The sequence below is a fragment of the Pseudomonas sp. RA_105y_Pfl2_P56 genome (genome assembly GCF_963970845.1).
Taxonomy (GTDB): Bacteria; Pseudomonadota; Gammaproteobacteria; order Pseudomonadales; family Pseudomonadaceae; genus Aquipseudomonas; species Aquipseudomonas baetica_A.
Genome location: NZ_CAXAPL010000066.1, coordinates 1 through 19,645 on the forward strand (window position 1 = coordinate 1; position 19,645 = coordinate 19,645).

Genomic DNA, 19,645 nt, shown 5'->3' on the forward strand with positions numbered 1-19,645 from the left:
ATGGTGCGGGAAGCGGTCTTGATCTACAACCAAGAGCGCCCGCACCTGTCCTTAAAATACAAAACGCCCGATGCAGTGCATCGGGCGTTAGGGTGAGATCGGTGTAAACCTATTTCAGGACTAGACATAATGCCTTCCTAGCAACAGCGGCTCACGCTTTCACAGCCCCAGCGCTAACGCTCAGAGCCCCCCTCAGCGAACGTTAATTTATACTCGCCTGCCGGTCAGTTCAAAAACACCCACCAGCACAGGGATGCGCCCATGTCCGTTCCAACCTACGATCAGTTCATCGAACCGATCCTGCGGTTTCTCGCCACAAAACCCGACGGTGCAATTGCTCGGGACGCCCACGAAGCGGCAGCCAAAATGCTGCAGTTAACAGAAGCGCAGCGTGAGGAGCTGATCGCGAGTGGTCAGGCCACCTACAAGAACCGATCTGGCTGGGCGCACGATCGTCTCAAGCGCGCCGGTCTTTCCAGCAGTGCCAAACGCGGTTATTGGAAGTTGACTGACGCAGGAGTGCAGTACGCCCAGGAGCATGCATTTCCACTGTCAGCCAAGGATGTGGAGCATTTGGCAATCGGTTACATGAATGTGAAGCTGAAAGTCGCGCCAGATGCCGAGCCACTGGATGACCAACCAAATGTGGAGCCAGATCTGGCCTCCGCCACCGAAAGCCCCGACGACCGACTGGAGCGAGCGCTAAAGGAACTGCGCGATGCCACGGCGGCCGACCTTTTGGACAACTTGCTGCAAGTCAGCCCCAACCGTTTCGAAGTGATCGTGCTGGATGTGCTTCATCGCTTGGGTTACGGCGCCAGTCGCAATGATCTGCAACGTGTCGGCGGTTCCGGTGATGCCGGCATCGACGGCATTATCTCGCTCGATAAATTGGGGCTGGAGAAGGTTTACGTTCAGGCCAAGCGCTGGCAGAACACGGTTGGCCGGCCTGAACTGCAGGCGTTCTATGGGGCGCTTGCTGGGCAGAAAGCTAAGCGTGGCGTGTTCATTACCACCTCTGGCTTTACAGCGCACGCTGTCGACTTCGCCAAATCGGTGGACGGCATTGTGTTGGTAGACGGCACGCGGCTGGTGCATCTGATGATGGATCATGAGGTGGGCGTGACATCCCGTTTGTTGCGGTTGCCGACGCTGGATCGCGATTATTTTGACGAAGAGTGAGTTCAGGCGTGTTGCTGCTTGACCCTGCTAACCAATTTCCATATTGGACTTGTAGTTAAAAGTGATGGCACATTAGAATCACGATGATTGTTCTACCAACCCCCACGGATCGAGGGTTACATCAGCGCGGGGCAAGGCCGGGACTGAATTCAGTTTAGGTTGATGTGCAGGTCAAGGAGACCACTATGTCGGACGTTAAAAGCATCAAGGATCAGAAGCTTCTCTACCACCTTACTTCTGTTGAAAACCTGGATGGAATTTTCAGGGATGGCTTGAAACCTCGCGCCGGCCTCTCGGGTTTCAAAGACGTCGCAGATGCTGAAATCCTGAAAAAGCGGCAGACTCTGCAGCTCGACAACTACGTGCCCTTCCACTGGTTTGCGAAGAATCCATTTGACGGAAGCGTGCAGCGCAACAGGCCAGAGGCCCGATTTGTGTTGATCTCGGTCTACAGATCAACAGCCAAGCAATACGGCTGGAAAGTCATTCCACGCCACCCGTTAGCAGGCGACTCAATACAGCTACTTGATTACGAACAGGGTTTCGAAGCCATCGAGTGGGATGTCATGAGCAGTCGCGATTACCTGGACCCTCATTGCAAAAGCATCTGCATGGCAGAGTGTCTCGCACCGGGGGTTGTTAAACCTGATGCCTTCTTCAAAATCTTCACCCCCAGCGAAGAAGTCGATGCACTTTGCGTAGCTAAATTGCAGGCGGCCGATGTTAATGTGCAAACCAGCGTGAACCAGAGAATGTTTTATCAATGAACTACACCAGCCTGAATCCAGAGAAAGCTCTGATTTGGCGTATCGTCCATCGCGATAACCTGCCCTGGATTCTGGACAACGGTCTGCATTGCGCAAACTCGGAAGCACAGGCACCTCAGTACGTGAATATCGGTAACGTCGACTTGATCGACAAGCGCCGTTCCCGTCAGGTGCCCATCGCTCCCGAAGGCGTTCTGGCCGACTACGTGCCCTTCTATTTCACGCCCTTCTCAGTGATGATGCAGAACATTCACTCTGGCTGGAGTGTTCAGCAACGCAGCAATGACGAGATCGTGATTCTGGTCTCAAGCCTGTATCGCGTTGAAGAGCTCGGCCTACCGTTTGTCTTCACAAACGCGCACGCCTATCCGAGTTGGACAAACTATTACAGCGATCTGGCCAATCTCGACCAGATCGATTGGTCTATCCTTCAACGGCGCGACTTCAAGCGCGATCCTGATGATCCTCGCAAAATGGAGCGTTATCAGGCTGAGGCGCTGATCCACCATCACTTACCGATTACGGGACTACTGGGCATCATGTGCCACACCGATGCAATGAAAGCACGCATAGAAGCAGACGTCGCCGCTAGAGGCCTGACGCTGCCTGTCCATGCGCGTCCCAAATGGTATTTCCAATGATCAAATTCACCCAAGGCAACCTGCTGGAAGCCAAAACCGAAGCCCTCGTAAACACGGTGAATACCGTGGGCGTGATGGGCAAGGGCATCGCATTGATGTTCAAAGAACGCTTTGCGCAAAATTACCGTCTCTATGCAGCAGCGTGTAAGGCGAAGGAAGTAGAAACCGGCAAGATGCATGTGACGGCCACCAATGAACTCGATGGCCCTCGCTGGATCGTGAACTTCCCAACCAAACGCCATTGGCGTTCTCCGTCGCAAATGGCATGGATCACTGAGGGCTTGCATGATCTGCGTCGGTTTCTGCTTGAGAACGACGTGAAATCTGTCGCCGTCCCGCCTCTAGGTGCTGGTAACGGCGGCTTGAAGTGGCCTGAAGTCCGTGAGCAGATTGTCGAAGTGCTGGGGGATCTGGACGCTGATGTCTTGGTATTCGAGCCCTCGAACCAGTATCTGAACGTCGCCAAACGTTCGGGCGTAGAAACGCTCACGCCAGCCCGCGCGCTTATCGCCGAACTGGTTCGTCGCTACTGGGTGTTAGGCATGGAGTGCAGTCTGCTAGAGATCCAGAAGCTGGCCTGGTTTCTTGAGCGCGCTATCGAGAAGTTGCCAAATACCGAGAACCCTCTGAATCTGAAGTTTGTCGCGCACAAATATGGGCCGTACGCCAACCGGCTGGAGCACCTGCTCGATAACCTCGATGGCAGTTATCTGCACTGTGACAAACGCATCAGTGACGCAGGCATTAGCGATGTGATCTGGTTTGATCAAGAGCGCAAAGCCTTTTTGCAGACTTATCTGAAGACGGAGGCCAAGGAATACTCTCAAGCCCTGGAACGGACTGCCGAGTTGATTGACGGTTTTGAATCGCCATTCGGCATGGAGTTGTTGGCGACGGTGGATTGGCTGTTGAGCCAGGAAGAGGTATCTGCGACCGTACCTGCAGTGCGTGAGGCGTTGAAGCAGTGGGACGGTGGCGCTGGTGCTGCTGCTCGCAAGAGCAAACTGTTCGATGATCAGGCACTTGATATTGCGCTCAAGCGTCTGACCTCCAGCAGTTTCCGACCTGAACTGGCGGCCTGAGTGATTGAAAGGAGTTGGGCAGCAACCTGCTGCTCAATTCCCCATCACGGATAACTAAACGCCTTCACCAACGTCAACTCCCCCACCGCCCGCATCGGGATCAAAAACGTCTCCATCTTCTCGCTTGGTGTGCCTTCCTCGGTAATCACCGTTACCTGCGCCGTCGTCAGCGGTTGCGCGGCTTCATCCCCGCCATCTTCATCGCTGCGATACCCGCCACCGTAGTAATTCACATACACCAGATACTGCCCCTTGATCGGCGCCGGCATGGCGAAGATTTCCGGGCCGTAGCCGGTGGTGACGTCGACGTCGAGGGCGCCGCCGTTGGGGGCGACGCGGTTGCCGTACCAGATGTGGGCGCCGTCGGGGGTGACGAGGTGCAGGTCGAGGTCGGTGCCGTCGCTGTCCCAGGCCAGCAGCACGCGCAGTTTTGGCGGGGTAGCACCGCCGCTGGTGTTGAGGAATTGAGTGCGGCGGCGTTGTTGGCCGTCGGGGCTGCGCACTTCGACGCTGTTGCTGCCGTTGGGGAAGGAGAACGGACGGTCGAAGCGGCCGGCGGCGTCGATTTTCAGCGGCATGCTGACGCCGTTGACGATCAGTCGACCGGGCTCATTATTCTTCGGACTGGCGTTGATCTGGCCGCTGATGCGCGCTGTGTTGGCCTGGCCGACCGGGGTGTTCACCGAGGAGGCCGGGTAGTTGACGGTCTGACGAAAGCTTTCGCCCTCGCCTTGCGGAGCGCCGGTGCGCCAGCCCCCGACCGGGGTGTCGAGTTTGATGCTGTCGGCGGCCCTAGTCGGCGATAACGCGGTCAGCGTGCAGAGCAGCAACAAGACCTGTGGATAACGGAGTGTCATGGTCTATTCCAGCAAAAGGTGACGGGCGAGCCCTTCGATGTAGGTTTCATCCTGGCCGTTGGGATGCGCTTCAAAGGCCAGGTGCAGATATTCGTGGGTCAGGTCGAGGCGGTCTTGCAAGGTCAGTACGCCGCGCACATAGATGCGCTGGCGTTCGCGGTCGACAAAGGGGCGGCCGAACGCGAGTTTGCACACGGCGAACGTGCTGACTTCGTTGTAGCCGGTTTCGCTTTCAAGCTTCTGACGCCAGCCGCGTCGCTGTTTTTGCAGCCAGTCTTGCGCGGCGGGCAGTGCTTCGCAGGAAGCGACCGGGTTGTCCCAGCGGCTGAGGCTGGCGCGGGGATAGGCATGGAGCAGGATTGCGTCGTAGCGCTGGCCAGCGTTGGCTTGTTCGACGGCTTGCTGCCAGGCGAGTTTGTCCGGGCCGGGTTGGTCGGAGTGATAGGTGACGGTGCTGCCAGCCAACACCAGATCGGCCGTCCAGGCGGCGATGTTGCGCGATTGCGCCGATGCCGGGCGTGGAGCAACCCGCTGGCGATTGCTGCTGTCGTCGATGCTCAGGCAATCGCCGTGGCGCGTGGCGTTTTGCAGCAAATAGGTACGGATCGCCACGGCCAGTGCTTTGGCGGCTTCGCCAGGTTCGGGTTTGGCTTCGCGATCAAGGACACGGGCGACGTATTCTTCGCGATCCAGCCTTGCGACGAGTTTGTCATTGAGCAGAAACAGTTCGCCGTCGCTGTGGATATCCAGCGCGTTGCCGTTGGCGAAATCAACACGGTAGTCGCCCTGCAACGGGCCAGACGTCACGACCCGTTCGCCCGCCAGAACCCGTACAACGGGATAGCGCGAGAACAGTCCGACTTCGACACAACGCCTCGCCTCTGCCGGCCACGCAACCGGCAACACCGTCGCCAACGCAGCACCGTAATGCCGTAAAACCATTTGACTGGTGCCGCGCCCTCCGGCCCAAACCGGCGAGCCGTCCGCTGTCCATCCGGCAAATCCGCCCTGCCGCGACTGCCGGTCGTGATCGCCGAGCCAGCTCCAGGTTTTCACCCGCAAGCGCGCGCCGAGTTCACCGACGACATTGCCGTCGGCAGCATTGAGCACCACGTCGAGCAACACGCGGCGCATCTGTTCTTGAGCTGGCAGCAACGCCAGAACACTCAGCAACTCACTCACCGAAACCCGCGTGGCCGGTTGCACCGACGGCAAATCCAGCAACCACAATGGCGCCTTACGCGCCTGCCAGTAGGTTCGCCAGTCATCGGCTGCAATCCCCAACCGCGCCGGCTCGAAATACAGCCCACACGACTTCACCAACGCCTGATCCCGCTCGATCTTGCCGCCCGCCGAGCAGCAATAGACTTCCTCTTTCGACTGCCCGCGACATTCATATGCCGGCTCCCGAGCGCCGGTATCCACCAGCCACGCGTAGACAAACAGCTTCCAAAGACTGCCCAGCGGCGCATCCAGGGTCGAAGGCAACGGTTCACGAGCAATCAGTTGCGTCGTACTCAGTGACAACAGCTCACCTTTGTACGCCACGCGCAGTGGCTCATCCTGCGCCGTCGCCAGCGCAGGAATCATCCACAACAGCAGCCACAGCAGCGGCCGGGTCATGTCAGTTGACCGTGACCTGACCGAGGGCGGCTTTCGCTTCCTGGGCTTGATGCTGTGGCGCGTACACCTGAGTGAAACGCACCGGCGGCAGGTTGAACCGGCCCTTCTGCGAGAAGCGCACCAAATGGCGCAGACGCAACTCGCCGCTCAGGGCATCCACCGGCACCGCGTAGGCCAGTTGTCCCGGCTCGAAACGCGCCTTCTCCAGCGAGGTCGGTTCGGTACCGTCCTTGCCCTGCAACTTGATGCCCCACGTTGTGCGCTCGACATCGGCGCCCGGTGGCAGCGGCACTTCGAGCATGCCGTAGCGCAGCGGTTTGGGCGCTTTGCTGGTGAGGATCACTTCGTCCAGATACAGGCTGTCGCTGGACAGCGGTTTGGTGCCGACCGGCTCCAGTTTGAAAGTGAACGCTTCGTCGCCCGGCACCAGTCGCAACAGGCGACGGGTGATGGTCACCGCCATCGGATCGACGGCCGGTTGCTGGGTCTGGAAACTCAGCGCCGCACGCAGCGGACGCTCTTGAGTGCCAGACACCGTCAACACGCTTGGCACCGCTGCATTGCCCTGCCACGTCCAGTACATCTCACCGGTTGCGCCGTAATTTTTCTTCCAGCCTTCACCCGGTGTCAGGGCGATGGTCGGCGACGCCTGGGCGATGCTGCGTTGCAGCCAGGTCAGCGCCAGCGCACGTTCGAGGGTCGATTGCTGTGGCAGCAGACGCTGCAACAACGCCGTCGCACGGGGCTGATCAAACGCTTGCAGCGACAGGTTCAGCGCTTCGGCAAACGGCTGCGAGCTGACGGCCAGACGCTGTTGTGCCGCACTCACCTGACGACTGAAGGTTTCAGGCAAGGAGACTTTCGATTGCGTGGCCAGCGAGGCGGTCAAGACCCGCGCCGCTGCCAGACCCAAAGCCGAATCCGGATCGCTCATCACCAGGCTGTCCTGGCCGTCGTCCATCAGCGTCTCGGCATTACCTTCACCGGCCCTCGCCAGATCCTCCATCAAACCGCTGAGCAACGTGTTGACCGGCAAGCGCATTTGCCTGGCGAACGACAATATCAGCGCCCGTTGCAGCAACGGCGTGTTCGGCGCCTGTTTGGCGTAAACCTCCAACACTCGCTGCCAGTGCTCTGGCGGCAAGGTCAGTTCCAGCACCTGGCTGGCGTTCCAGTCGGCGTAGTACGCATAAGCGGTGAGGAATGCATCGGGTTCACCGGCATAGCCCCACCAAGTGAAGCTCGCCGATGGCCCGGCCATTTGCACCAGACGTAGGCGGCTGTTTTGCATGATCAGGCGCAAGCGATCACGGATCTGCGGGCTCGAGGCCAGCGATGGATAGGCGATGCTCAGTGGCAGCAAACGGCTGGCGGTTTGCTCGACGCCGCCGTACGGGTAGCTCAGCAGATCGTCGAGGGCAGAACGGAACAGCGCTTGCGGGCTGTCATCCAGACGCAGGCGAATATCGGTGGCGTCCGCCGGCAGGCTCAACGGCGTGTCGCCGCTGGCTACATCAAGGCTTTGCGTCTGCGTCACTTGCCAGCCATCGCCGGTCGCGCTCAAGCGCACGGCCAAGGCATCAGCGATTTTGCCGTCCTGCACCAGTTCCGCTGTCCACTCGCCCGAAGCCAACGCAAATGCCGGCAGCGGCACATAGTTGATGCCGTTATTCAGGGTCACCGGCAGGCGTTGTTCGGCGCCGGCGTAATGGGTCACCAGTTCAGCCTTGACCGGTTTCTCGGCCTGACTGAAGGCGAATACACCGAGTTGCGGCTGATCGCCCTTACGGAGTTTGCTCGGCCCGCTCCACTTCAGGTACAGCGGTTTTTCCGAACGAACGAACTGTTTCTTCTGCCCGACCTGACCGTCATCGGCAATCGCCCGAGCCGTGATGCGCCAGCGGGTCAGCGAGTCCGGCATTTTGAAAGTGAAACGGGTTTTGCCGTCGGCGCCGGTCAGCAACTCAGGTTGCCATGCGGCGGTGTCGACGTCTTCGCGACGCGGACGCTCCAGCACTTTCACGCCACGCTCGCTGCGGTTGGCCTTGCCCGGCGCGCCAGGACTGCCCGGCAACGCTACGTCGTAACTGATGAACGACAGGCTGGCGCTGGTGCGCACGTTGTTGCGGCGTGGGTGGTAGAAGAACTGGTCGATGCTCGGCGCGACTTCCGGTTGCAGCGCGTAGACCATTTCATCGACGACGCTGACGGTCAGGTGCGCCGGTACGGCTTTGCCGGCGAACTGCGTGGTCAGGTCGACGGTGACGGTGTCGCCTGGCAGATACACCGCTTTGTCGGTGCTGATCGCCACGTCGATTTGCGGCGCGACCACTTTGATCCCGGCATTCTGGAAGCTGTACTGACCGCCCTTGGTGTACAGCACGGAGAAGGTCAGGTTCGGCGCAAAGTTGTCCTTCACCGGGATGCGTGCGCGGTATTGGGTGTCGCTGAGTTTTTCCAGTGTCAGCCAGTCGCCGCCCTTGGCCAGCAGCGCGGTGGCTTCGACCTTGTCACGCTCCAGCGACAGCAAGGCATCGCTGACCGGTTCCGGGAAGGTGATCAGCGCCAGCGCTTCATCGCCAGCCTTGTACTCGGGTTTATCGAGGACGATTTCCACGGTGCCCGGCACGGCTTTGACGCCGTCGCCGGTGACCGAATGCGCAGTAGCGCCGAGGACGCGACCGTGCTGATCTTTCAAGGTCAGGTTGTAGGTGCCCGGACGTTCAAAAGCGAGGCTGAAGCCTTTATCGCTGGCCGCCAGTTTGCCTTCGCCCGTGCTCTGATCCTCCAGACGCACCCAGCCATAAGAGCTCGGCGTCACGGCTTTGCTTTGCTCGCTGCCACCTTCGTTGGCGTAGCTGAACGCGACTTTGTCGCCGACCGCACTGAAGCGTTGCGGCGCGCTCAAGCGAAAACTCGCGGCGCCACGGTCGATAAGGATTTCCTTGGTGGTCTTGACCCGATACGCCGCACCATCGCTGGCGAACACGGTGAGCATGTAGCGGCTCGGTTTGTCGGCGGCCGGCAGGTCGAGGCTGGCGTTGCCCTTGCTGTCGGTGGTCAGTTCGGTGCTGGTCAATTCCACCGGGAATTGCCCCAGGTATTGCAGTTCGTTGTCGACCATCGACAGTTGCTGGGCGCGCAGGCTCAGGCTCAGTTTGGCGTTGGCCACCGGTTTGCCGTCCGGGTACAGCAACACCAGACTGCCTTTGACCGGTTCGCCGGTGCGGTAATCCTGTTTGGCCAGATTCAGCGAGATTTCGAAGTGCGGCTTGATGTACTCCGCCACACGGAACGCACTGCTGTACGCCTGATCCTTGTAGTTGAAACGGAGTTCATAACCACCGGCCACGGCGTTGTCCGGCAACTGGAAACGGCCCTGAGTGCCGGCCTTCGAATCGAGCTTCAGATCCATTCGTTGCAGTTCGGTGCCGGTGGCGTCGAGCACGCTGACGTTGACGTCCGCCGCACCCGGCAGCACCGAATCCCGTGCGTTCTTGAACTCACGACCGACGATCTTCAGCGACACCCAGTCGCCCGGGCGATACAACGGGCGGTCGGTGAACGCATAGAGCTTGGTGTCGTAGATTTCGCTGTCGTAATAGAAGTTTTCAGAGACGAACACCCCGCCCTCTTCGTCCTCGCCGATCACGAATGAACGCTCAGGGCTGACGTGTTTCAGGCGCAGCAAACCCTCGGCATCAGTAGCACCGCTGCTCATCACGCCGAGGCCGTCAGTCCACAGCACATTGACCTTCGGCACCGAACTGCCTTCGTGCTTGCGCGCCGCCCAGACCAGTAATTCATCACCGGCGATTTTGCTCACCGCCACGGTGTTGGAGACGAACACCATGGTGGTTGCGCGGTATTTGCCGATCAGCGCTTCGACCAGGTACAGACCGGGTTTCAGGTTGCCCAGCGGAATGTAGACGTTGCCCGGCGCGACGCTGACGAAATCGCTGGAGGAGCCGGCCAGATTGACCCCGGCCGGCGGCTGGATCGGTTTGGCCTGCCACAGCGGATAACGGAACTGGCTGACCACCGGCAAACCGGGAATCAGTGCGAATTGCGGTTGCGCGTCATACGGGGTCGGTGCGGCGATGGCGTTGCCCATCTTCAGTTCCGGCACTTCCTCGGTGACCTGTTTGCGCGACTCGTAGGAGAACGCACGCTGCATCACCCGCCGCGATTTGCGGTACCAGTTGTCCCACAGATACGCGAGGGTGTTGGACAGGCCTTCGCCCTTGAACTGGCCATCGCTGACCACGCGGTGCAGGTTCTTCTGGCGTTTGAGGAAATCCAGTGGCTTGTCGATGCGATACACGCGAATGTCGGCGCCACCGTAGGGTTCCATGCGGAAACGACGGTAGTCACGGCCCGGTGCTTCGAGGCGCACCATCGCCTGTTCGTCCGCCGCAAAACTGCTGTCGGCCAGCAGGAAGAAGCTTTCACCGGACACCGGCGTGTAACCGCTCGGTTCGACCGAATCGTCGGCATTGACAGTCGCCAGCGGCAGCAGCAGTGCCAGCAACAGAGGAATTTTTGCGCAGAGTCGCAACATGCGGGCACCGGTCATTGGGAGAGAAAGTTCAGTCGATAGACGCCGATGAAGTTGGGGTTGGCTGCGTCGGGTATCCATCGGGTGTCCTTCCATGTCATGAGTTGCTGCAGGCTTGCCGAACGCATGCCGTTGTCAGTGGGGGTTGTGGTGCCGGTGTGATAGGCGATGTAGCGGCCCATCCAGATCATCAGGTGCTGGTCGTCGCCCTGATCGAAAAACATCAGGTCACCGGGGCGCGCCTGTGACACGTCACGGCTGACCAGATGACTGTTGAACTGAATCAGTTTGATTGCGTTGACGTACGGCCCGACTTTGCCCCCGCCCTGTTGCCATTGCTGGGCGAGCTTGCGCTGGTCATCGCTCAGCGACAGCTCCGGCGGCAGATAGCGGTTGGACAGGCCATTGCTGCGCAGCCATTTGTTGTCATGGACTTTCAGCGCTTCGTTGGCAGCGAAACGCACCAGGCCGGCGCAGTCCTGCTGGTACCAACGCGGGCTCGGCCCCTGGCTCAATTGCTCTTGGGCGATGCGGACAAACCAGGCGCGGAACACCTGTGATTGCGCCGGATCGAGCGCCGGTGCCTCCATGGCGCGGGCACCCGCGCTGAGCAACAGCGCGAGCAGGCCGAGGCTGCGGATCAGTGCCGTCACAGCGCTTTCCATTCCAGCGGCAGCCATTGCCAGTGGCCGTCGGGTTCGCTGCCTTCGGGCAACGTCAGGGCATATTTGCCATAACCGCCGAGGGTGCGCAGTTTCGGGATCAGGTAGGTTTGCGCGGCGTTGTAGAACACCGGTTCCATGTCCTGCGGCAGGCTGTCGAGGGTTTCCTGCTGCATCAGTTGCGCCATCGAGTCAGGGCCGAAATAGATCGGCATCAGTACGTCTTTGGGCAGCACATCGGCCATCGGCGGGAAGCGTTTGTCGAGGGTGCCGAGCGCTTTGTCGACCAGTTTGTCGTCGAGGGAAAACAGCAGCGTCGAACCGTGGCGGGCGAGGCTGACGTTCATGAACGCCCGACCACTGATCGCGTCCGGGTTCTCGGCGGTTTTTGCTGCGTATGGGCCGAAATTCGAGCTGACCTGACGCCGCCAGACATGGCTTTGGCCTTCTTGCTTCTCGATCACCGGGAAGACACTTTCTTCGACGTTGGGCTCGAAGGCGCCGACCATCGAGCCAAACAGTTTGCCGAGATCACCGTCGAATTGGCTGTTGCCCTCATCCTTCAAACTGGCGACCAACAGTGGCGTGTACAGCCGCGAATCGGCGTACCAGCATAGGCCCGCCGCGCCAGCCACGTGTTCGGTGAGTGTCTGCGCTACCGCCTCTTCGGCGCCGAGTTTCACCAACAGCGGTTTCTGCGGTTCGGCCGCCACCGGCAAGGTCACACAGGCACTGGCGCCCAGCGGCATGGCTTGCCACACCGGTTTGAAATCGAAGTCCGGCTGGTTGTCCAGCTCGTCCATGGCCAGGTAGCTGTGCCAGCCCTTGTCGTCCATGTCGAAACGCAGCCCGGCGAAGTTCGGGATAAAGCGCTGATACCCCATGGCGAGCACGCTGGAATTCACCGACAGGCGTTGTTTGATCTCTGGCGCCTTGGCCGGCAGGCCGAACGCTTGCGGGAACAGTTTGTCGCCATTGAGCAGTGCCGCCAGCGCTTGAGACGAAACGTGCCCCCACTCTGCGGATGCGCCGTTTTCTGCCTCGTAGTATTTCGCAGGATTGGACAGCACCACCAGTTTGTCGCCATGGGAGGCGAACAACAGGGATTTACTGGCGTTGTAGCTGAGCTGATAAAGCGGCACCTCGTCGCTGCCGACTTCAAGTTTGCCGAACACGCTGAGCTGCGTGTCATCCAGCGCCACTTTCGCCAAAGGCTCCAGCAGTTTCGCCAGCCCGCCGCGATCCATCACCAACAGGAAATCCTTCAACCGGCCATCAGCCCCGCGCCATAGTGCTACGTCTGCCGGTTGATCAAAAAGCTGCTCGATCAGGCTGTCCTGCAGTTTCAGGTCGTGCTCGTAAATGATCCGGCGCAGGCTGCCGATCAGCCCGAGTCGGTCGCCGTGGGTTTCGTAATAGAAAACGAAATCTTCGGTAAGCGTGGCTTTGAGAAACGGCACCGTCAGCAGGTCTTTGGGCAACTGGCTCAGGGAGCGGGTTTCCAGCAGCGCATCGGGACGGCTCAGGCCGAGCTTGTCACTGGCCAGCTCGGCCGGCGGTGTTTTGGGCTTGAGCAGCAGCCAGCCAAAACCACCCGCCACGCCGGCCACCAGGCATAGCCCGATCAGCAGCGCCGGCCAGCGTCGGGAAGGTTTGCCGGCCGGTGTCGGGACGGCCGGAGAAGCAGCGTTATCACTCATATTCACAAAACCCGAAGTTCATCCGTGTTGCGGGATGCTTAATAGTTGAAAGTCTTGACCAGCAGCAGATCACCGATCGCCCGCAGGGGCACGATGAACGTCTCGCGTTTTTCGTCGACAGTGTTTTCGTTGAGTACCAGCGTAATTTGCGAGGTGATCACCTCGTTCTGGTTGCTGGTCTCCTCGAAGTTATAGCCGCCGTTGCCGAAGTTGCCCCAATAGTTGACGTAAACCAGATAGGTACCGTGCAGCGGAGCGGTCATGGTGAACATTTCCGGGCCGGGGCCATCGACGCCATCCGGGTCCAGACCGCCGCCATTGCTCAGCGCCGGCCGCGCCCAGAACGCATGCTGACCGTCAGGCGTGACAATGTGCAGATCGAGTTCGGCTTTCGGATCGTCCCACCCCAAGACAAGACGAATTCGCGCCGGCGTGCGCAGGTTATTTGCTTCATAAAATTGCACGCGCTTGAGCGACTGGCCTTCGGCGCTGATCACTTCGACACTGTTGGAACCGGCGCCGAACGCGTACGGCCGGGCGAAACGCCCCTGATCGTCGGTGTACAAATTCAGCGGATTGCCATTCACAGCGAGACTGTGCGGCGGGCGCATGTGGCCGATGGCCTTGAGCTGGCCTTGAATCATCGTGCGATTGCGCTGGATGCCGCGATCGATTGGCGGCGTCGGATAGGCGACTTGCGGGTTTTCACTGCGATCAAGCAACCCGTGATAGCGCCAGCCACCCACCGGTTCGGACAACTCGGCACTCGGCGCAGCCCTCAGCGCAGGCGCACAGGCCAACCCGATCAGCAGCCAAAGAAATGAACGCATGTAACGCCTCCTGCCATGCCTGAACGAAACCTTGCACCCGATCCTCGGTACTTCACAGCGGTAGAAACTGCGTTTCGTCTGAAAGACCCGTGACTGCCAGGTCGTAGAAGGCGCGAAGAGTAGCGATTTAGTAGTTTTTTAACAATCGGATACATCTGCTTTTGCGGTGGGAATCACGCACATTTATTGGGTGTGAGCCGAATAGCGGGCTTATTCGGCTCACGAAATGAGCCGAATAAGCAGCCTGATCCAATCACCCCACGCGAAATGGCCAATCCTGGCTGGCAAGACCTCCGGTTTTGCCTTGGCCAGAGGCATGACTGGCGCGAACTCAAAGCACTATTTCAACTGGAGCTCAAGGTCATCTCATGGTCAACTACTGCCAGAAAAACCGTCGGCAAGGACGGTAGGAGACCAGAGGTGGACCTGTGAAGCTGCGCAAACTGAAATTAAAGGATTTCCGTCGATTCGAAGAGATCGAAATCGATTTCCATCCTGAACTGACGGTCATTGCCGCACGTAACGGGCAAGGTAAAACTACAATTCTTGAGGCCATCGCAACCGCTCTTGGACCATTTGTCGGTGCTTTTGATATGGGGAACTCCAAACATATCGAGCGGACAGACGCTCGTTATGTGCGTCTGGGCAACAGTTTCGAAAATGAACAAAACTTTCCTGTCATTATCGATGCAGTGCTTGAGGAGCCAGATATCGAGTGGCAAAGAGCATTGCATGGCCCCAAAAGCCGTACTACGACAAAAGAAGCATCCGCTCTGGCGAACTGGGGCAAAAAACTCCAGGACTCGCTGCGTTCCAAAGTAGCAACAGCCTTGCCGCTGGTTAGCTATTACCCTGCCGGACGATTGTGGATAACCCATAACAATAGCTCGCGTAAAGCCGTGGTTAGCGCCAGCCGAACCATGGGCTATGAAGACTGCCTGTCCTCTGCTTCCAACTTTGTACAAATGCAGCAATGGATGCGCAAGGCGACAATGGCACTTCTCCAGCAGCGGGAATTACCGGGGTATGAAGAGTCAGATCTACAACCCAGAATCGCCGGGATTCAAAATGCCGTGAATCTGGTTCTGGAGAATGAAGGGTGGAGTAACTTTCATTACAGCCTCAGTTTCGAAGATCTCGCAATGTCCCACCCAGATCATGGACTGTTACCTATCAGCCTGCTCAGCGATGGTGTTCGAGCCATGATTTCGCTTACCGCCGACATGGCCTTTCGTTGTGCACGCTTGAATGGTCAGTTTCAAGATCAGGCGCCTTTGCTGACAGAAGGCATTGTTCTCATTGATGAAGTCGACCTGCATCTGCATCCTGCCTGGCAACAACAAGTTCTGGCAGCCTTACGCAGGGCATTTCCCAAGATCCAGTTCATCGTGAGCACGCATAGTCCTCAAGTACTGACCACCGTGAACCGTGAACAGATCCGTGTGATTCATAGAGACGAACAAGGATGGATCTCGGAACAACCGGCAATGAGTCCTTTGGCACAGAAGTCAGGAGATGCCCTGGCCGGGGTCATGAATGTGAGCACCCGTCCACCGATGCCGATAGTCGAAACAGCGCACGCCTATGAACAGCTATTTCGAGATGGCGCGGGCATGACTCCGCAAGCGCAACAGTTGAAACAGGAACTGGACGAAGCGGGTTATGAAATCTCCGAAGCCGATATGACGCTCTGGACATTCCTTGCGGCGCAAGTCAGGAAGACGCGCAATGATTGAGTTGGCTCACAACCCCGTAATGCCGCAAGCGCTTCTGGACTTCAATGCTGCCTATCCACAAGCAGGGCCAAATGAATTCGATGGCGCTGCTTTTCACTTGGTGAAAAAAATCGTGAAGGCAAGTCTCCATCACGATCAGGGTGGGCTTTGTGCCTACTGCGAAACGCCATTGGAAGCCGATACTGGACAAATCGACCACATCAAGCCCAAGCGCGGCAATGATGGGCATCCTCACTTGACGTTCACCTATACCAACTATGCACACGGATGTATTCGGTCAGATGGGTGCGGCCAACGAAAGGGTGACCGGCTCCTTCCGATTGAGCCTGCACCCGGCTGTAACGAACAGTTCTCACTGTCGTCGGATGGCTCACTGGAGCCTATGCCTACTCTCAGCAGAAGGGAGAAGCATGTGGTTCGTCAAACGAGAGACATGCTTGGCCTTCAAAGCGCTGCGCTCGTTCTTGAACGGGAAAAATGGATAAAAGCCTTTGTTAGCCTGCTGCAAGAACAACCTCTGGTCGCGAATGATTTTTTGAAGGAGGCACCTTTCCGCTACATATTGCTTCGTTTGATCAGCTAGATATTTCGTCATACCCGATCATTAACGCGTCCCCGCTCATTTGCCCATAAACCCCCTATCTGCTAGTGTCGCGCCGGTTTAACGTCAACCGGAAATAGCCGCCATGGCCCGCAAAAAAGCTGCACTGGATTTCGAACAGTCCCTCGCCGACCTGCAAACATTGGTCGAGCGTCTGGAGAACGGTGAATTGTCGCTGGAAGACTCGCTGACCGCTTTCGAGCAGGGCATCGGGCTGACCCGTGACTGCCAGGCAGCGCTGGCCCAGGCCGAGCAGAAGGTGCAAGTGCTGCTGGAGCGTGATGGCGAACTCGCCGAGGAACCCTTCGACGCGGAACAGCCAGAATGATTGCAGCGTATTCGGCGACCAGCCAGGCCCGGGTCAACGCGGCACTGCAAAGCCTGTTCAACGCCCCGTTGCCAGAACTGGCGCGCCTCTATGAGGCCATGCGCTACAGCGTGATGAACGGCGGCAAACGCGTGCGTCCGCTGTTGGCCTACGCCGCGTGTGAAGCGCTCGGTGGCAAGGCTGAGCAGGCCAACGGCGCAGCGTGCGCCGTTGAACTGATCCACGCTTACTCGCTGGTGCACGATGATTTGCCGGCAATGGACGACGACGATCTGCGTCGCGGTCAGCCGACCACGCACAAAAAATTCGATGAAGCCTGCGCGATACTCGCCGGTGACGGCTTGCAAAGCCTGGCGTTCAGCGCCCTGCTCGCCCCCCACCTGAGCGATCTGAGTGCCGACATTCGCCTGCAAATGGTCACTGCGCTGGCTCACGCCGCAGGCCCGGCGGGCATGGTCGGCGGTCAAGCCATCGACCTCGGCTCGGTGGGGCTGAAGCTCGATCAGCAAGCCCTCGAACAGATGCACCGGCACAAGACCGGCGCGCTGATCGAAGTCAGCATCAAACTCGGCGCCCTGGCCAGCGGCCGTGCCGAGCAGGATGAACTCAACGCCCTGCAGACTTATGCACAGGCCATCGGTCTGGCCTTTCAGGTGCAGGACGACATCCTCGACGTCGAAAGCGATACCGCCACCCTCGGCAAGCGCCAGGGCGCCGATATCGCCCGCGACAAACCGACCTACCCGGCCCTGCTGGGTCTGGACGCGGCCAAGGCCTATGCCCTGGAGTTGCGCGATCAGGCTCTGCACGCCCTGCGACCGTTTGACGCGGCAGCCGAGCCTTTGCGCGAGCTGGCCCGGTATATCGTCGAGCGCCGCCACTGACGGCAAATCCGCCAAAGAAGACCAACGCGTGGGCAGGGGGCGATGCATCAGGTAAACTGCCGCCTCTTCTATACCTATAACGATTCGCCTGATGCCCACGACGTTTCATGAGATTCCCCGCAAGCGCCCGACCACGCCCCTGCTCGACCGCGCGAACACGCCGGACGGCCTGCGCCGGTTAGGCGAAGCCGAGCTGGAAACCCTGGCCGATGAGTTGCGCCTGGAATTGCTCTACACGGTCGGTCAGACCGGTGGGCATTTCGGTGCCGGCCTGGGCGTGATCGAGCTGACCATCGCGCTGCATTACGTCTTCGACACCCCGGATGACCGGCTGGTGTGGGACGTGGGTCATCAGGCGTATCCGCACAAAATCCTCACCGGCCGTCGCGAGCGCATGGGCACCCTGCGCCAGAAGGACGGCATAGCGGCCTTCCCGCGCCGCGCCGAGAGCGAATACGACACCTTTGGCGTCGGCCACTCCAGCACCTCGATCAGCGCGGCGCTGGGCATGGCGATTGCCGCCCGTCTGCAGAACAGTGATCGCAAGGCGATTGCCGTGATTGGCGACGGCGCGCTGACCGCCGGCATGGCCTTCGAAGCGCTGAACCACGCGCCGGAGGTGAACGCCAACATGCTGGTGATCCTCAACGACAACGACATGTCGATCTCGCGCAATGTTGGCGGTCTGTCGAATTACCTGGCGAAAATCCTGTCCAGCCGCACTTACGCAAGCATGCGTGAAGGCAGCAAGAAAGTGCTGTCGCGCCTGCCTGGTGCCTGGGAAATCGCCCGTCGCACCGAAGAGTACGCCAAAGGCATGCTGGTGCCCGGCACCCTGTTCGAAGAGCTGGGCTGGAACTACATCGGCCCGATCGACGGCCACGACCTGCCGACCCTGATCGCGACGCTGCGCAACATGCGCGATCTGAAAGGCCCGCAGTTCCTGCACATCGTCACCAAAAAAGGCAAAGGCTTCGCCCCGGCGGAAGTCGACCCGATCGGTTATCACGCAATTACCAAACTTGAACCTGTCGACGCCCCGGCCGCTGCGCCGAAAAAGGCTGGCGGGCCGAAGTATTCGGCGGTGTTTGGCCAATGGCTGTGCGACATGGCAGCAGCGGATCCGCGTCTGGTCGGGATTACCCCGGCAATGAAGGAAGGTTCGGATCTGGTGGCGTTCAGCGAGCGTTTCCCGCTGCGCTACTTCGATGTGGCCATTGCCGAGCAACACGCGGTGACGTTCGCTGCCGGCATGGCTTGCGAAGGCGCCAAACCGGTGGTGGCGATCTACTCGACGTTCCTTCAGCGCGGTTATGACCAGCTCGTTCACGATGTGGCGGTGCAGAATCTCGACGTGCTGTTCGCCATCGACCGCGCAGGTTTAGTGGGTGAAGACGGCCCGACACACGCTGGCAGCTTCGATCTGTCGTACCTGCGCTGCATCCCGGGCATGGTCATCATGACCCCGAGCGATGAAAACGAACTGCGCAAAATGCTCACCACCGGCCACCGCTACAACGGCCCTGCGGCTGTACGTTACCCTCGCGGCACGGGCCCGAATGCGACCATCGAGAAAGATCTCGAGCCGATCGAAATCGGTAAAGGCATCGTCCGTCGTCAGGGCAGCAAAGTCGCTCTGCTGGTGTTCGGCGTGCAACTTGCCGAGGCGCTGAAAGTCGCCGAGACGCTCGATGCCACCGTGGTCGACATGCGCTTCGTCAAACCGCTGGATGAAGCACTGGTGCGCGAGATTGCTGCAAACCACGAGTTGCTGGTGACGATCGAAGAGAACGCAATCATGGGCGGCGCCGGTGGCGCGGTCAGCGAATTTCTCGCACGCGAGAACATCCTCAAGTCGATGCTGCACCTGGGCTTGCCGGATATTTACGTCGAGCACGCCAAGCCTGCGCAGATGCTGGCCGAGTGCGGGCTGGATGAGGCCGGGATCGAAGCGTCGATTCGCGAGCGTCTGGCACTGCTCAACAAATAAACGCAATACCCTGTGGGAGCGGGCTTGCTCGCGAAAGCGCCGGATCAGTCAAATATTGAGATGACTGACACTGCGTTTTCGCGAGCAAGCCCGCTTGTATGGTAGGACTTGAAGGGAGGAGGAGGGACAAGGCTCGATTCTGACTGTTAGCGCAGTACAGACCGTGGGAGATTTCACCCTCCTCCTTTCACCCAAGCGCCGATA

15 protein-coding genes are annotated in these 19,645 nt (G+C 59.3%); 9 read left to right on the top strand and 6 right to left on the bottom strand.

Translation table 11 applies throughout. From position 1 onward, the window contains the following. The first annotated feature begins 261 nt into the window (after positions 1 to 261). From AACY11_RS27185 to darG, 4 genes are all read left to right on the top strand, one after another. Positions 262 to 1,182 carry a restriction endonuclease gene (locus AACY11_RS27185; RefSeq protein ID WP_339464741.1) on the top strand — a complete coding sequence of 307 codons (921 nt, stop codon included), beginning with the start codon at positions 262 to 264 and terminating at the stop codon, positions 1,180 to 1,182. A 185-nt stretch (positions 1,183 to 1,367) separates the two neighbouring features. Continuing rightward, positions 1,368 to 1,949 (top strand): DarT ssDNA thymidine ADP-ribosyltransferase family protein, encoded by a 582-nt coding sequence (locus tag AACY11_RS27190; protein WP_339431321.1) that lies wholly within the window; start codon positions 1,368 to 1,370, stop codon positions 1,947 to 1,949. Further along, positions 1,946 to 2,590, top strand: a complete 645-nt coding sequence (gene darT / locus AACY11_RS27195) for a type II toxin-antitoxin system toxin DNA ADP-ribosyl transferase DarT (RefSeq protein ID WP_339496171.1) — start codon at positions 1,946 to 1,948, stop codon at positions 2,588 to 2,590. The genes AACY11_RS27190 and darT overlap by 4 nt, the downstream gene beginning before the upstream one ends. Continuing rightward, entirely contained in the window at positions 2,587 to 3,672 is a 1,086-nt protein-coding gene (gene darG, locus AACY11_RS27200; protein WP_339496173.1) for a type II toxin-antitoxin system antitoxin DNA ADP-ribosyl glycohydrolase DarG, read from the top strand. The genes darT and darG overlap by 4 nt, the downstream gene beginning before the upstream one ends. A 44-nt stretch (positions 3,673 to 3,716) precedes the next feature. Here the strand turns inward: darG and AACY11_RS27205 are convergent, their stop codons facing one another. The 6 genes from AACY11_RS27205 to AACY11_RS27230 are packed head-to-tail and all read right to left on the bottom strand — an operon-like array spanning position 3,717 to position 13,902. Next, positions 3,717 to 4,529, bottom strand: coding sequence for a YfaP family protein (locus tag AACY11_RS27205; RefSeq protein WP_339431318.1), 813 nt, complete (start codon positions 4,527 to 4,529; stop codon positions 3,717 to 3,719). A 3-nt stretch (positions 4,530 to 4,532) separates the two neighbouring features. Beyond that, on the bottom strand, positions 4,533 to 6,152 hold the full coding sequence (locus tag AACY11_RS27210; RefSeq protein WP_339496174.1) for a DUF2300 domain-containing protein: 1,620 nt from the start codon (positions 6,150 to 6,152) through the stop codon (positions 4,533 to 4,535). A 1-nt stretch (position 6,153) separates the two neighbouring features. Then, positions 6,154 to 10,728 carry an alpha-2-macroglobulin family protein gene (locus tag AACY11_RS27215; RefSeq protein ID WP_339496175.1) on the bottom strand — a complete coding sequence of 1,525 codons (4,575 nt, stop codon included), beginning with the start codon at positions 10,726 to 10,728 and terminating at the stop codon, positions 6,154 to 6,156. After that, a complete protein-coding gene (locus AACY11_RS27220) occupies positions 10,725 to 11,375 on the bottom strand; it encodes a DUF1175 domain-containing protein (RefSeq protein WP_339431419.1) in 651 nt (216 codons plus the stop codon). The genes AACY11_RS27215 and AACY11_RS27220 overlap by 4 nt, the downstream gene beginning before the upstream one ends. Further along, positions 11,360 to 13,072: a DUF2138 domain-containing protein gene (locus tag AACY11_RS27225; RefSeq protein ID WP_339464746.1), complete on the bottom strand. Its 1,713-nt coding sequence runs from the start codon at positions 13,070 to 13,072 to the stop codon at positions 11,360 to 11,362. Before AACY11_RS27225 ends, AACY11_RS27220 begins: the two co-directional genes overlap by 16 nt. Positions 13,073 to 13,110: 38 nt before the next feature. Then, positions 13,111 to 13,902, bottom strand: a complete 792-nt coding sequence (locus AACY11_RS27230) for a YfaP family protein (RefSeq protein ID WP_339431315.1) — start codon at positions 13,900 to 13,902, stop codon at positions 13,111 to 13,113. A 428-nt stretch (positions 13,903 to 14,330) separates the two neighbouring features. Here AACY11_RS27230 and AACY11_RS27235 point away from each other — a divergent pair, with 428 nt between their 5' ends. The 5 genes from AACY11_RS27235 (at position 14,331) to dxs (ending at position 19,441) form a co-directional block, all read left to right on the top strand. Continuing rightward, a complete protein-coding gene (locus AACY11_RS27235; protein ID WP_339496176.1) occupies positions 14,331 to 15,638 on the top strand; it encodes an AAA family ATPase in 1,308 nt (435 codons plus the stop codon). Further along, on the top strand, positions 15,631 to 16,221 hold the full coding sequence (locus AACY11_RS27240; RefSeq protein ID WP_339431313.1) for a retron system putative HNH endonuclease: 591 nt from the start codon (positions 15,631 to 15,633) through the stop codon (positions 16,219 to 16,221). The genes AACY11_RS27235 and AACY11_RS27240 overlap by 8 nt, the downstream gene beginning before the upstream one ends. Before the next feature lie 103 nt (positions 16,222 to 16,324). Continuing rightward, positions 16,325 to 16,567 (top strand): exodeoxyribonuclease VII small subunit, encoded by a 243-nt coding sequence (locus tag AACY11_RS27245; RefSeq protein ID WP_003228627.1) that lies wholly within the window; start codon positions 16,325 to 16,327, stop codon positions 16,565 to 16,567. Continuing rightward, positions 16,564 to 17,451 carry a (2E,6E)-farnesyl diphosphate synthase gene (gene ispA / locus AACY11_RS27250; protein ID WP_339431312.1) on the top strand — a complete coding sequence of 296 codons (888 nt, stop codon included), beginning with the start codon at positions 16,564 to 16,566 and terminating at the stop codon, positions 17,449 to 17,451. The genes AACY11_RS27245 and ispA overlap by 4 nt, the downstream gene beginning before the upstream one ends. 91 nt (positions 17,452 to 17,542) lie before the next feature. Next, a complete protein-coding gene (dxs, locus tag AACY11_RS27255; protein WP_339496177.1) occupies positions 17,543 to 19,441 on the top strand; it encodes a 1-deoxy-D-xylulose-5-phosphate synthase in 1,899 nt (632 codons plus the stop codon). Positions 19,442 to 19,645: the final 204 nt, after the last annotated feature.

Excerpts from the sequence above, each read along its gene's own strand:
- AACY11_RS27190 (WP_339431321.1), top strand. The coding sequence starts at position 1,368 with ATGTCGGACGTTAAAAGCATCAAGGATCAGAAGCTTCTCTACCACCTT.
- AACY11_RS27220 (WP_339431419.1), bottom strand. The coding sequence starts at position 11,375 with ATGGAAAGCGCTGTGACGGCACTGATCCGCAGCCTCGGCCTGCTCGCG.
- dxs (WP_339496177.1), top strand. The coding sequence starts at position 17,543 with ATGCCCACGACGTTTCATGAGATTCCCCGCAAGCGCCCGACCACGCCC.
- AACY11_RS27245 (WP_003228627.1), top strand. The coding sequence starts at position 16,325 with ATGGCCCGCAAAAAAGCTGCACTGGATTTCGAACAGTCCCTCGCCGAC.
- AACY11_RS27225 (WP_339464746.1), bottom strand. The coding sequence starts at position 13,072 with ATGAGTGATAACGCTGCTTCTCCGGCCGTCCCGACACCGGCCGGCAAA.
- AACY11_RS27210 (WP_339496174.1), bottom strand. The coding sequence starts at position 6,152 with ATGACCCGGCCGCTGCTGTGGCTGCTGTTGTGGATGATTCCTGCGCTG.
- AACY11_RS27185 (WP_339464741.1), top strand. The coding sequence starts at position 262 with ATGTCCGTTCCAACCTACGATCAGTTCATCGAACCGATCCTGCGGTTT.
- darG (WP_339496173.1), top strand. The coding sequence starts at position 2,587 with ATGATCAAATTCACCCAAGGCAACCTGCTGGAAGCCAAAACCGAAGCC.
- darT (WP_339496171.1), top strand. The coding sequence starts at position 1,946 with ATGAACTACACCAGCCTGAATCCAGAGAAAGCTCTGATTTGGCGTATC.
- AACY11_RS27230 (WP_339431315.1), bottom strand. The coding sequence starts at position 13,902 with ATGCGTTCATTTCTTTGGCTGCTGATCGGGTTGGCCTGTGCGCCTGCG.
- AACY11_RS27240 (WP_339431313.1), top strand. The coding sequence starts at position 15,631 with ATGATTGAGTTGGCTCACAACCCCGTAATGCCGCAAGCGCTTCTGGAC.
- ispA (WP_339431312.1), top strand. The coding sequence starts at position 16,564 with ATGATTGCAGCGTATTCGGCGACCAGCCAGGCCCGGGTCAACGCGGCA.
- AACY11_RS27205 (WP_339431318.1), bottom strand. The coding sequence starts at position 4,529 with ATGACACTCCGTTATCCACAGGTCTTGTTGCTGCTCTGCACGCTGACC.
- AACY11_RS27215 (WP_339496175.1), bottom strand. The coding sequence starts at position 10,728 with ATGACCGGTGCCCGCATGTTGCGACTCTGCGCAAAAATTCCTCTGTTG.